This is a genomic window from Spiroplasma endosymbiont of Colias croceus, from assembly GCF_964020095.1.
GTDB lineage: Bacteria > Bacillota_I > Bacilli_A > Mycoplasmatales > VBWQ01 > Spiroplasma_E.
Window position 1 is genome coordinate 1,259,807 of sequence record NZ_OZ026536.1, and the last position, 12,716, is coordinate 1,272,522.

Here is a 12,716-nt window from a genome sequence, read left to right on the forward strand (position 1 = left end):
ACTTTGTAATTTGATTTTATCAGTTTTTATTTATTATTTTTTAAAAAATAATAAATAAAAATATAGTTTTATAAAAAAATGAAATATTTATTATAATTTTATCAATTTCTATAAAGTGTTATCATTAAAGTGTGTAAAACTTTTAAAAAAGTTTATAAAAAAATTTTAAATTAAATAGATATTAATTCTAAAAAATAAATATAAGTAGTTATTATAGAAATTTTAGTATTTGTACACAAATGATAATTATTAAGAAATTTGAGATTAGACTATCAAAAATATAGAAAGAGGCAAAAATATGAATGAAAGAAGACAAAAATTACTTGAATTGATGAATAGAAATTTAAAAATTAGTACTTTAATTAATTACAAATTTAAAATTTCTGAAATAACTAATGCAATTGCAAGTATCAATAATGATTTATATAAACAACAAAAATATTTTTTAGAATTAGAAAATATTAGAAAATACAGAAATAAAATTCAAAGAAAATTTAATAAAAACAAAAAGATAAAAAAGAAATTAAATAAAATTTTAAACAAATATTTAGCACAAATAAAAAAATTTAGTTTTTTTATTAATAAATATAAAAAAGAACCTCAACAATTATTTGAAATATTAACTGAATTAAATTTATTTGTAGGTGAATTAATAAATCAAGAAAACATAACAGATGAAGAATTACAATATTTATTTACAATATTTCATCAATTTTCAGAACAATTAAAAAATGAAAAACCATTAGATTTATCACTATCAAGTAAAAAACAAAGACTGCAACAAGAACCATTAGATTTATCATTACCAAATAAAAATCAAATATGAGAATTAACAACAAAAATTAACACATCTTTAATTAATAAAAAACATTATACTAATACATTAGAAACACACACTAAAGACAGTTTATTTATCGAAATAAAAATATCAAAACCTAGTAGTAGTTTTATATATACAAATAATTTTAATGATATACAAACATATTAGACTTCTTGCAAAACTATGATATTAATCACATTTTTTAAGTTTAAAAATTTATTTTAATAACACTTTTAATATTTTTTAAAAATTATTGTTCAAAATATGTTTTATTTTTTGTCATTAAAATACAACAAAAATTATTATTTCAAATAAAAAAATAAAATATTAAATTATCAAATATGGTAATGTTTAGTAATCTGTGTAACTTACAAAAATAACTATGTTTAATTAATTCTAGTAAATATAATTAAATGACTAGAAAGAGTGAGTTACAGATGGCTAAAAAGCAAAATATTAATAATAATGATCCAATATCAAAAGCAGTAGATTTATTATTAGAAAATACTGAAGATTTAACAACAGTTTTTAAAGAGGGAGGATTGTATAAAGAATTAACAAAAAGATTAGTAGAAAAAATGTTGAATTCTGAGATGCAAAATTATTTAGGATATGATAAGAATCAACATAGTAATAGTGACAATGCTCGTAATGGTATAAGTTCAAAAAAAAATAATAACTCAACAAGGTAAAATTGAGATTGATGTACCACGAGATCGCAATAGTAATTTTAATCCTATAATAGTTGCAAAAAGACAAAGAAGATTTGATGGTTTTGATCAACAAGTTCTTTCTTTATATGCAAAAGGTATGACATTATCAGATATTAGAATGCAATTACAAGAGTTATATCATGGTGCTGATATTAGTGAAAGTGTTATTAGTCAAATTACTGATGATGTTATTGATGATGTAAAAGCATGGCAAAATCGACCATTAGAAAGTGTCTATCCGATTGTTTATTTTGATTGCATAGTAGTGAAAGTACGACAAGATAAAAGGATTATTAATAAATCAGTTTATATAGCTTTAGGAGTTGATTTAGAAGGTAAAAAAGATGTTTTAGGTTTATGAATTAGTGAAAATGAAGGTGCTAAATTTTGATTAGCAAATTTAACAGAAATGAAAAATCGTGGCTTAAATGATATTCTTATTGCCTGCAGTGATAATTTAACAGGCATGTCAGAAGCAATACAATCAGTTTATCTTAAAACAGAACATCAATTATGCATAGTTCATCAAATTAGAAATAGTTTGAAATATGTCTCATATAAGCATAGAAAATCTCTAGTTGCAGATTTAAAACCAATTTATACTGCATGTAGTGAAGAACAAGCAATGCAGGCTTTAGAATCCTTTGAAAATAAGTGAAATAAACAATATCCTCAAATTGCTAAATCTTGATATAAAAATTGAGATAATTTAATGGTTTTTATTAGTTATCCTACAGAAATCAAAAGAGTGATTTATACAACAAATGCTATTGAATCTGTAAATAGTCAATTACGAAAAGTTATCAGAAATAAAAAAGTTTTTCCTAATGATATGGCAGTTTTTAAAATATTTTATTTAGCAATTGAAAATATAACAAAAAAATGAACAATGCCCATTCAAAATTGAAATACAGCAATTGCTCATTTTATGATAAAATTTGAAGACAGAATTAATCTAAACTAGTACTTTGTAAAACAAAGATACACAGATTACATAAAAGCCTCTCAAATATATTTAAATTAATAATTGTAAATTATAAATTGAAGCTATTAAATTAAATCTTAATGCAAATTTTTTTCTTCTATTTCGATATTTTTCACTAATAATTTTAAATTTTTTAAGAATCGCAAAAACATGTTTAATAACAACTCTCATTTTTGAAATAGCCTTATTATTTTTCTTTTCTTCTTTAGTTAAAGGGTTTTTCTTTGATTTTCGTTTAGGTAATAAGACATTTTTATGTATGTTTTGTATACCTTGATATCCTAAATCTACTAAAATAGTTGTTTCTGATAAAAATTTCGTTTTTGAATTTTTTAAAATTTTAAAATCATGATTTTTACCATAAGAAAAATAAGAACTTATGAGGCTTTTATGTAATCTGTGTATCTTTGTTTTACAAAGTACTAGTTTAGATTAATTCTGTCTTCAAATTTTATCATAAAATGAGCAATTGCTGTATTTCAATTTTGAATGGGCATTGTTCATTTTTTTGTTATATTTTCAATTGCTAAATAAAATATTTTAAAAACTGCCATATCATTAGGAAAAACTTTTTTATTTCTGATAACTTTTCGTAATTGACTATTTACAGATTCAATAGCATTTGTTGTATAAATAACTCTTTTGATTTCTGTAGGATAACTAATAAAAACCATTAAATTATCTCAATTTTTATATCAAGATTTAGCAATTTGAGGATATTGTTTATTTCACTTATTTTCAAAGGATTCTAAAGCCTGCATTGCTTGTTCTTCACTACATGCAGTATAAATTGGTTTTAAATCTGCAACTAGAGATTTTCTATGCTTATATGAGACATATTTCAAACTATTTCTAATTTGATGAACTATGCATAATTGATGTTCTGTTTTAAGATAAACTGATTGTATTGCTTCTGACATGCCTGTTAAATTATCACTGCAGGCAATAAGAATATCATTTAAGCCACGATTTTTCATTTCTGTGAAATTGGCTAATCAAAATTTAGCACCTTCATTTTCACTAATTCATAAACCTAAAACATCTTTTTTACCTTCTAAATCAACTCCTAAAGCTATATAAACTGATTTATTAATAATCCTTTTATCTTGTCGTACTTTCACTACTATGCAATCAAAATAAACAATCGGATAGACACTTTCTAATGGTCGATTTTGCCATGCTTTTACATCATCAATAACATCATCAGTAATTTGACTAATAACACTTTCACTAATATCAGCACCATGATATAACTCTTGTAATTGCATTCTAATATCTGATAATGTCATACCTTTTGCATATAAAGAAAGAACTTGTTGATCAAAACCATCAAATCTTCTTTGTCTTTTTGCAACTATTATAGGATTAAAATTACTATTGCGATCTCGTGGTACATCAATCTCAATTTTACCTTGTTGAGTTATTATTTTTTTTGAACTTATACCATTACGAGCATTGTCACTATTACTATGTTGATTCTTTTCATATCCCAAATAATTTTGCATCTCAGAATTCAACATTTTTTCTACTAATCTTTTTGTTAATTCTTTATACAATCCTCCCTCTTTAAAAACTGTTGTTAAATCTTCAGTATTTTCTAATAATAAATCTACTGCTTTTGATATTGGATCATTATTATTAATATTTTGCTTTTTAGCCATCTGTAACTCACTCTTTCTAGAAAATTAATTATATTTACTAGAATTAATTAAACATAGTTATTTTTGTAAGTTACACAGATTACTAAACATTACCGAACTTATAATTTTTTTACTATCTTTTTCAATTATGACTTGAGTTTTTATTGTATGTTTTTTCTTTTTTCCTGAATAATATTGTTTTTGACTTTTTTTGGGTGTTGAATAGTACTTTCAGTCACATCAATGATAACTGTTTTATCTTTAAAATTATGATTTAACAGTGATTTTTGCCCATCAAGTTGTTGAAAATCAGGATGTTTTATTAAAGTATTTTCTATTCACTTGATATTCCTATAGCAACTACTTTCACTAATTCCATAACTTTTAGCAATATGAAAATAAGTTCGATACTCTCTTCAATATTCTAAAGTCATTAATAAACGATTTTCTAATGATAATTTATTAGGTGTACCACCATTTTTAAACTTTTTTACTTCTTCTGTCTTTAAAATTTCTAGAATTTTATTAAAAATAATATCATTTATACCAGTTAATCTTAATAATTCTGGATTGTTAATAGTTTTTAATTTATCAAACATCATAGATTACCTATCTTTTTTATTTTTAATTTTATTTTAAAAATTAAATTTTTAATAGATAGGTTTTGCAAGAAGTCTATTTATTAACCGAACAAATACAACAAAATAATTTTTTAAATAATAATGAAAAAAGTAAATATAGAAATAAAACTCATGAAAATGAAAAAAAATCACAAATCATAAGATTTAAATAATTATTATATGTCAAAAAATCATTTTAAATAAATTATTTTTTTAATTATTTTACTAAATTTAAAAATATTGCGTATAATTTATATAATGTCAAAATTTAAGAATAACGGAGAATGAAAAATGTCTGAACAAGAAAAAGTTTCTGCTGAACAAAAAATTATTAATATTGCAGTGATAGCACACGTCGATGTTGGAAAGTCAACATTAGTTGATGCTTTATTAAAGCAATCAAATATTTTTCATCAAAACCAAGTTATTGTTGAACAAATAATGGATAGTAATGATCAAGAACGTCAACGAGGAATTACTATTTATTCTAAAAATTGTTCAATCATGCATGGTAATACAAAAATTAATATTATTGATACACCTGGTCATGCTGACTTTTCCTCTGAAGTTGAAAGAATTATGAAAACAGTAGACTGTGTTATTTTACTAGTTGATAGTGTTGAAGGACCAATGCCACAAACTCGTTTTGTATTGCAAAAAGCACTAGAACATAACTTAAATCCAATTTTAATGATTAACAAAATTGATAAAAAGGACCAAAGAATTGAAGAAGTAAAAGATGAAGTATTAGAACTTTTTATGGAATTAAATGCTAATGATGAACAGTTAGACTTTCCAACACTTTATGGAATTACTAAACAAGGTATTGCCCAATATGAATTGAATCAACCAAGTGAAAATTTAGAACCATTATTTGAAACAATTATTAAACATGCTAAAATTTCTAAATTAGTAAAATATAATGAGCCTTTACAAATGCAAATTAGTTCATTAGATTATGATAGTTTTATTGGCAGAATTGGAATTGGTAGATTATTTCAAGGTACTATTTCTGAAGGACAAGAAATAATTGTTGTTGATGATTATGATTTAAAAAGAAAAGCTAAAGTAAAATATTTATTTGTTTATCAAGGATTAAAACGAGTAGCTGTTAAAAACGCTGTTGCTGGTGATATTGTTTGCATAGCGGGTATTGAAAATATAACAATTGGTAATACTATTTGTGATAAAGATAATGTTGTGCCAATGGAACCAATTACAATACAGGCTCCAACAATGTCAATGAATTTCCTTGTTAATAATTCACCATTTTCTGGAACTGAAGGTAAACTAGTAACTAGTAATAAAATTAAAGAACGTTTAACAAGAGAATTAGAAACTAATGTTGGTTTAAAAATAGAACAATTATCTGGAAGTAATGCTGATGGTTTTAAAGTTTTTGGTCGTGGTGAATTACATTTATCTGTTTTAATTGAAAATATGCGTCGCGAAGGCTTTGAATTAGGTATTTCTAAACCGGAAGTAGTATTTAAAAAAGATGAAAAAGGACACACCACTGAACCAGTCGAAGAAATTATTTTAAATCATCCTACTGAATATAGTAGTACTGTTATTAATAATTTAAATCTAAGAAAAGGTATTATGACTAATATGGATTCTGATAATGTTCGTGATAAAATTATTTTTCATATTCCAACAAGAGGATTAATTGGATTTGGTCGTCAATACGTTAATATTACTCGCGGAACTGGTGTTATGGTTCGTAGTTTCCTTACATATGAACCATTAAAAGGCGAAATTAATAATAATAGAAATGGCGTTCTAGTAAGTATGATTACAGGCACAACATTACCTTATGCTTTAAATTCTTTAGAAGAACGTGGTACTTTATTTGTTAAACCGCAAACTAAAGTGTATGAAGGAATGATTATTGGTTTAAGTAATCGTGATAAAGATTTAGATGTTAATCCTTGCAAAGCAAAACAATTAACAAATACTAGAAGTTCAGGTAATGATGAAGCTGTTAGATTAACACCACCAACTATTTTTAGTTTAGAAGAATCTTTAGAATTTATTGCTAGCGATGAATTAGTTGAAGTAACACCACAAAATATTCGTATGCGTAAAAAATTCTTGACTGAAAATGAACGTAAACAAAATAGAAATCGTAAGTAATACTTACGATTTTTTTTAAAGATTAAAAGGATTATAATTTACACAGTTAACTGTAGATACTCAATATTCTGATTCAATATCAATAATATCATTTAAAGACAGAATTTTTTGATTTTCTTGCAATATATCTTCTATCTGTATTGTTTCATAATTAGCAAAGTTATTAACTTCATTAATCATTAATTGAATTTGCTTATCAAGCAGTTCTTTATTTTTTTTCTTTTCAATATATTTTTTTCTGCGTCTTTTTTCTCCTTCTCTTTTTTTCTAATAAATTCAGGATTTGATTTATTTTTTTCTAAATATTTTTTTGTCTTTCTGCATGTTTTTGTTTTTTAGTTTTAATGTTTTCAAATGAAATTTCTACAAAAATAGCAGGAGAAGGTATAAAAATAGATTCATCTTTTGTTTTTTCGTTATTGTTATTCTCTAACATTATATCCATATTTTATATTTCCTTTTTAAAATAAATAGTGTATTTATAAACTTATATTAAGTTTATGTTCTTGATTTTAGCATCTTTTTTAATTTAGGACATATTCCGTAATTAAATTTAATTAATTGTCAATAAAATTGTTTTAAAACTATTTAGTGTTATTGAATATAGAAATAAATATTTTTTGAAAAAATAGTTTAAAAAATGAGTTTACATTTTAAACAAAAAATTGTTAATAATATTTTTATATTAACTCGATAAAAATTTAAATTTTAAAAAAATATTTTTAATATTTTTTTTATTTTAATGGTTTTATTTTATTAAAAATTTCACAAAGTAAGTTAAATCTTAAGTACATAAGTCTAAATTTAGATTTTCTACATTTATTTACTAAAATTTTTAATCTTTTCAATCAAGCAAAGACATGTTCAACTTTAATTCTAATTTTAGATACAATCTTATTGTATTTTCTTTCTTGTTTAGTTAATTTTTTATTTTTAGTTCTTTTAATTGGTATTATTGTATTTTTATAAATATTTTGTATACCTTGATATCCTAAATCACCAATAATTATTGTTTTTTCTGAAAATTCAAGATTTGAATTTTTTAATATTTGAAAATCATGCACTTTACCATTATCAGCAAAAATATCAACAATTTTTTTATTAAAAAAATCATATACAATTTGAAATTTTATAGAATACATTCAACTTTTACCAGAAAAATATTCTAACTGTAGTTTTTTTTAGTTGGTCTTTCAATTTCAATCTCAGTTGAATCAATTAAATAAAATTGAAATTCATTTGAATTTTCTTGTTTTTTATCAATTTTTAATTTATATCTTTCTTTTAAAAATTGGTAATCTTTGTGGTTACTAAGTTTATTTTCTACTCAAGTAATATTTCGAAAACAACTTGATGGGCTCATTTTAGATTTAATACTCATTTGAAAAAAAGTATAATATTCTTTTCAGTATAATAAAGTCATCATTAATCTTTCTTCTACTGAAAGTTTATTTTTTCGACCTTTATTTTTTTCTAATTTTTCTATTTCAATTAATTTTTCTAACATTTCATTAAAATGAAAACGTTTTATACCAAAATATCTATAAAATTCTTCATTTTTTAATTTTTTTAAATTTTCAAAAATCATTTTTATCAACACTTTTCTAAATTTATTGTTAATAACAAAATTATAAAATAAATTTTAAAATTATTAATTGACTTTTAAAAAATTTAATTACGGAATATGTCTTTAGAAAAATAGTTACCAAAATGGTAACTATTTTTATTTTGCTATAAATTTATTATTAATTTTAGTTTTATGTTGGATTGATAAACTTATTTTATTTATTTCATCAATAAAATTATTATCTTTTTCTATATCTCAACCATTTTTTTGATCAATTTCTTTTGTTATTTTTTCCAATTCTATTTTGATTTCTTTTAAACTAGTTTTATTAATATTATTATTTAATCTTTTTTCAATATTTTGAATTTTTATATCAATTTCATGATATCAAGTGGTATCTAAAACATTGCAAAGTGGTTCTTGTACTCAAGCATGGTACATTTTTCTTTCTTCAAATCCTTCTGGAAGTTTTATTTCTTCTTTAATTTCAGCAATTAATTTATATATACTTTTTATTTTTTTAACTTTACTATACATATCTTTTAATCTTCCTTTCAAAAAAAATAAAAAACCCATTTACTTTAAAAAAATAAAATAATGAGTTGAAAAATTAAATTAAGTTTAAAGAATTATATCATAATATCTAGAATATTTGGTGTTAAATTTTTATACATATTTTTAAAAGATAAAAAATAGTTATAAATAAATAAAACTACTCAATTGAGTAGTTTTATTTATCTTCTTCAATTTTTACTGTCATTTCTTGATCATCAAAAACAAATTTAACTTTTTTATCATCTTTTTTATTAACAGCATCACTGGGTTTATCATTTTTTTTATTTTCAAATAAAGGTTTTGATTTTTTCTTTAATTCTTTTTCATTTTTTAAATAATATTTGGATGGGTTACAATTTATTGGACACTAATTACGTAGACAAGTAAACAAATTTGTTAAAAGAAAGGAACTATAATTATGGCCAATATTAACTCATATAGCGATGAATTTAAAAAACAAATAGTAGCTTTATATCAAAGTGGCAAATCAGTATCTTGCCTTGCTAAAGAATATAATGTTACAAGAGCAGCTACTTACAATTGAATTAAGCAATTTAGTAATTCAGGAAGTTTTAAAACTAAAGATAATCGTTCTTTTGAAGAAAATGAATTAATTAAATTAAGAAAAGAATTAAAGCAATTACGAATGGAAAATGATATTTTAAAGCAAGCAGCACTAATAATAGGCAGAAAATAGAAATTATTGTCAAAAATAAAGCTAAATATAAAATTCGCACAATGTGTCGTTTTTTAAAAATATCTAAATCAACATATTATTTTAATTTAAAGAAAAAAGAAAATAAAATCAAAAATAATATTTATGATGAAGCTGTTATTAGTGCTTTTAAAGAAAATAAAGAAGTTTATGGTACTAGAAGATTAAAAAAAATTCTAGAAAACCAAGAAATTTATTTATCGCGCAGAAAAATTAAAAAAATTATGAATGAACATAATTTAATATCAAAATATACTAAATTATCATTCAAAAATCATAATAACAAAGTTAACGATAGTCAAATAACTAATCTTGTTAATAGAAAATTTAAGAATAGGATTAAAAATGAAGTTATTGTTAGTGATTTAACTTATGTACAAGTTAATGGTAGGTGAAACTATATTTGCCTATTAATAGACCTATTTAACCGCGAAATTATCGGACATAGTGTTGGAGTTAAAAAAGATGCATCATTAGTACATCAAGCATTTATGCAATCAAATCGCTGTTTAAAAGATATTCAAATATTTCATAGTGATCGCGGTAATGAATTTAACAATAAAATTATTGATAAACTTTTACTAGCATTCAACATTAACCGTTCTTTAAGTAAAAAAGGTTGTCCTTATGATAATGCTGTTGCTGAAGCAACTTTTAAAACTTTTAAAAGCGAATTTATTAATGATAAAAATTTTACATCATTAATCCAATTAAAATTAGAATTATTTGATTACATCAATTGATATAACAATATAAGAATTCACAGCACTTTAAACTACTTAACTCCAGTTAAATATCAACAACAAATGTTTACCAAAAAATAGTCCTAAAAAGTGTTGCCATTCCAATAAAAACTCAAGTCATAATTGAAAAAGATAGTAAAAAAATTATAAGTTCTTATTTTTCTTATGGTAAAAATCATGATTTTAAAATTTTAAAAAATTCAAAAACGAAATTTTTATCAGAAACAACTATTTTAGTAGATTTAGGATATCAAGGTATACAAAACATACATAAAAATGTCTTATTACCTAAACGAAAATCAAAGAAAAACCCTTTAACTAAAGACATATTCCGTAATTAAATTTTTTAAAAGTCAATTAATAATTTTAAAATTTATTTTATAATTTTGTTATTAACAATAAATTTAGAAAAGTGTTGATAAAAATGATTTTTGAAAATTTAAAAAAATTAAAAAATGAAGAATTTTATAGATATTTTGGTATAAAACGTTTTCATTTTAATGAAATGTTAGAAAAATTAATTGAAATAGAAAAATTAGAAAAAAATAAAGGTCGAAAAAATAAACTTTCAGTAGAAGAAAGATTAATGATGACTTTATTATACTGAAAAGAATATTATACTTTTTTTCAAATGAGTATTAAATCTAAAATGAGCCCATCAAGTTGTTTTCGAAATATTACTTGAGTAGAAAATAAACTTAGTAACCACAAAGATTACCAATTTTTAAAAGAAAGATATAAATTAAAAATTGATAAAAAACAAGAAAATTCAAATGAATTTCAATTTTATTTAATTGATTCAACTGAGATTGAAATTGAAAGACCAACTAAAAAAAACTACAGTTAGAATATTTTTCTGGTAAAAGTTGAATGTATTCTATAAAATTTCAAATTGTATATGATTTTTTTAATAAAAAAATTGTTGATATTTTTGCTGATAATGGTAAAGTGCATGATTTTCAAATATTAAAAAATTCAAATCTTGAATTTTCAGAAAAAACAATAATTATTGGTGATTTAGGATATCAAGGTATACAAAATATTTATAAAAATACAATAATACCAATTAAAAGAACTAAAAATAAAAAATTAACTAAACAAGAAAGAAAATACAATAAGATTGTATCTAAAATTAGAATTAAAGTTGAACATGTCTTTGCTTGATTGAAAAGATTCAAAATTTTAGTAAATAAATGTAGAAAATCTAAATTTAGACTTATGTACTTAAGATTTAACTTACTTTGTGAAATTTTTAATAAAATAAAACCATTAAAATAAAAAAAATATTAAAAATATTTTTTTAAAATTTAAATTTTTATCGAGTTAATATAAAAATATTATTAACAATTTTTTGTTTAAAATGTAAACTCATTTTTTAAACTATTTTTTCAAAAAATATTTATTTCTATATTCAATAACACTAAATAGTTTTAAAACAATTTTATTGACAATTAATTAAATTTAATTACGGAATATGTCCTAAAGAAGAAAAGAAAAATAATAAGGCTATTTCAAAAATGAGAGTTGTTATTGAACATGTTTTTGCGATTCTTAAAAAATTTAAAATTATTAGTGAAAAATATCGAAATAGAAGAAAAAAAATTGCATTAAGATTTAATTTAATAGCTTCAATTTATAATTTACAATTATTAATTTACATATATTTGATAATTTAATATTTTATTTTTTTATTTGAAATAATAATTTTTGTTGTATTTTAATGACAAAAAATAAAACATATTTTGAACAATAATTTTTAAAAAATATTAAAAGTGTTATTAAAATAAATTTTTAAACTTAAAAAATGTGATTAATATCATAGTTTTGCAAGAAGTCTATTATTTAAACTACCATCTTTATATCTCTTTTTAAATTTATAAAAATACTTATAACGCTTATCTAAAATTATTGATTTAATTTCATTAAAGAGTATAAAAGCATTTCTACTTGAAAATTTATAATTATTTTTACCTATTTTTACTAAATTATCACTTATAATATTGTTTATTTTAAACTTAAATCTTTTTCTTTTAAAAAGAAAAATAACTAAAATAAAAATAAAAGTTAGCATTAATAATAATATTGATAATCCTATGATTATTCAGTCCTTTATTGAAAAATCTGATCAATTAACTAAAAACATTATATTTAAATTATTTTGCATATAAATAACTCCCTAAATTTTCTTAATATATATAAATTTGCGTCATTTTATAAACAAG

At 21.6% G+C, this 12,716-nt stretch carries 15 protein-coding genes and 1 pseudogene; 7 read left to right on the forward strand and 9 right to left on the reverse strand.

Annotated features, from left to right (window positions below):
* Positions 1-298: 298 nt before the first annotated feature.
* Both AACL24_RS07865 and AACL24_RS07870 read left to right on the forward strand, forming a co-directional pair.
* On the forward strand, positions 299-988 hold the full coding sequence (locus tag AACL24_RS07865; RefSeq protein ID WP_339045946.1) for a hypothetical protein: 690 nt from the start codon (positions 299-301) through the stop codon (positions 986-988).
* A 269-nt stretch (positions 989-1,257) separates the two neighbouring features.
* Positions 1,258-2,497: pseudogene (locus AACL24_RS07870) on the forward strand (IS256 family transposase).
* Between the two features lie 51 nt (positions 2,498-2,548).
* Here the strand turns inward: AACL24_RS07870 and AACL24_RS07875 are convergent.
* The 3 genes from AACL24_RS07875 to AACL24_RS07885 all read right to left on the reverse strand — a co-directional run bounded on the left by AACL24_RS07875 (position 2,549) and on the right by AACL24_RS07885 (position 4,760).
* Positions 2,549-2,923 (reverse strand): transposase family protein, encoded by a 375-nt coding sequence (locus tag AACL24_RS07875; RefSeq protein ID WP_339049418.1) that lies wholly within the window; start codon positions 2,921-2,923, stop codon positions 2,549-2,551.
* A gap of 17 nt (positions 2,924-2,940) precedes the next feature.
* A complete protein-coding gene (locus AACL24_RS07880; protein WP_339045948.1) occupies positions 2,941-4,179 on the reverse strand; it encodes an IS256 family transposase in 1,239 nt (412 codons plus the stop codon).
* A 140-nt stretch (positions 4,180-4,319) separates the two neighbouring features.
* Positions 4,320-4,760: a transposase family protein gene (locus AACL24_RS07885; protein ID WP_339045950.1), complete on the reverse strand. Its 441-nt coding sequence runs from the start codon at positions 4,758-4,760 to the stop codon at positions 4,320-4,322.
* A gap of 309 nt (positions 4,761-5,069) precedes the next feature.
* Between AACL24_RS07885 and typA the strand changes: the two genes are divergently transcribed.
* Positions 5,070-6,914: a translational GTPase TypA gene (gene typA / locus AACL24_RS07890; RefSeq protein WP_338956865.1), complete on the forward strand. Its 1,845-nt coding sequence runs from the start codon at positions 5,070-5,072 to the stop codon at positions 6,912-6,914.
* A 15-nt stretch (positions 6,915-6,929) separates the two neighbouring features.
* On the opposite strand, the gene AACL24_RS07895 is transcribed toward typA, so the two are convergent.
* From AACL24_RS07895 to AACL24_RS07915, 5 genes are all read right to left on the reverse strand, one after another.
* The gene (locus AACL24_RS07895; protein WP_338956862.1) at positions 6,930-7,094 is read right to left on the reverse strand and encodes a hypothetical protein; all 165 of its coding nucleotides are present in this window, start codon (positions 7,092-7,094) and stop codon (positions 6,930-6,932) included.
* A 118-nt stretch (positions 7,095-7,212) separates the two neighbouring features.
* Positions 7,213-7,359 (reverse strand): hypothetical protein, encoded by a 147-nt coding sequence (locus AACL24_RS07900; protein ID WP_339045953.1) that lies wholly within the window; start codon positions 7,357-7,359, stop codon positions 7,213-7,215.
* Positions 7,360-7,648: 289 nt separating this feature from the next.
* Positions 7,649-8,056 carry a transposase gene (locus AACL24_RS07905; protein WP_339045955.1) on the reverse strand — a complete coding sequence of 136 codons (408 nt, stop codon included), beginning with the start codon at positions 8,054-8,056 and terminating at the stop codon, positions 7,649-7,651.
* A gap of 23 nt (positions 8,057-8,079) precedes the next feature.
* Complete coding sequence (locus AACL24_RS07910; RefSeq protein WP_339045912.1) at positions 8,080-8,502, reverse strand: transposase family protein; 423 nt, start codon at positions 8,500-8,502, stop codon at positions 8,080-8,082.
* 135 nt (positions 8,503-8,637) lie between these two features.
* Positions 8,638-9,018 carry a hypothetical protein gene (locus tag AACL24_RS07915; RefSeq protein ID WP_338987394.1) on the reverse strand — a complete coding sequence of 127 codons (381 nt, stop codon included), beginning with the start codon at positions 9,016-9,018 and terminating at the stop codon, positions 8,638-8,640.
* Positions 9,019-9,454: 436 nt separating this feature from the next.
* On the opposite strand from AACL24_RS07915, the gene AACL24_RS07920 reads away from it, so the two are divergent.
* The 4 genes from AACL24_RS07920 to AACL24_RS07935 all read left to right on the forward strand — a co-directional run bounded on the left by AACL24_RS07920 (position 9,455) and on the right by AACL24_RS07935 (position 12,170).
* Positions 9,455-10,575, forward strand: a protein-coding gene (locus AACL24_RS07920) for an IS3 family transposase (RefSeq protein ID WP_339045958.1) whose coding sequence is annotated in 2 segments (ribosomal slippage) — positions 9,455-9,698 and positions 9,698-10,575 — 1,122 coding nt in all. Because the reading frame shifts where the segments join, the coding sequence is not laid out codon by codon here.
* 343 nt (positions 10,576-10,918) lie between these two features.
* Positions 10,919-11,341, forward strand: a complete 423-nt coding sequence (locus AACL24_RS07925; protein ID WP_339045912.1) for a transposase family protein — start codon at positions 10,919-10,921, stop codon at positions 11,339-11,341.
* Between the two features lie 23 nt (positions 11,342-11,364).
* Positions 11,365-11,772 carry a transposase family protein gene (locus tag AACL24_RS07930; protein WP_339045908.1) on the forward strand — a complete coding sequence of 136 codons (408 nt, stop codon included), beginning with the start codon at positions 11,365-11,367 and terminating at the stop codon, positions 11,770-11,772.
* 194 nt (positions 11,773-11,966) lie between these two features.
* On the forward strand, positions 11,967-12,170 hold the full coding sequence (locus AACL24_RS07935; protein WP_422398088.1) for a transposase family protein: 204 nt from the start codon (positions 11,967-11,969) through the stop codon (positions 12,168-12,170).
* A 134-nt stretch (positions 12,171-12,304) separates the two neighbouring features.
* On the opposite strand, the gene AACL24_RS07940 is transcribed toward AACL24_RS07935, so the two are convergent.
* Positions 12,305-12,658 (reverse strand): hypothetical protein, encoded by a 354-nt coding sequence (locus tag AACL24_RS07940; RefSeq protein ID WP_339045960.1) that lies wholly within the window; start codon positions 12,656-12,658, stop codon positions 12,305-12,307.
* Positions 12,659-12,716 lie beyond the last annotated feature (58 nt).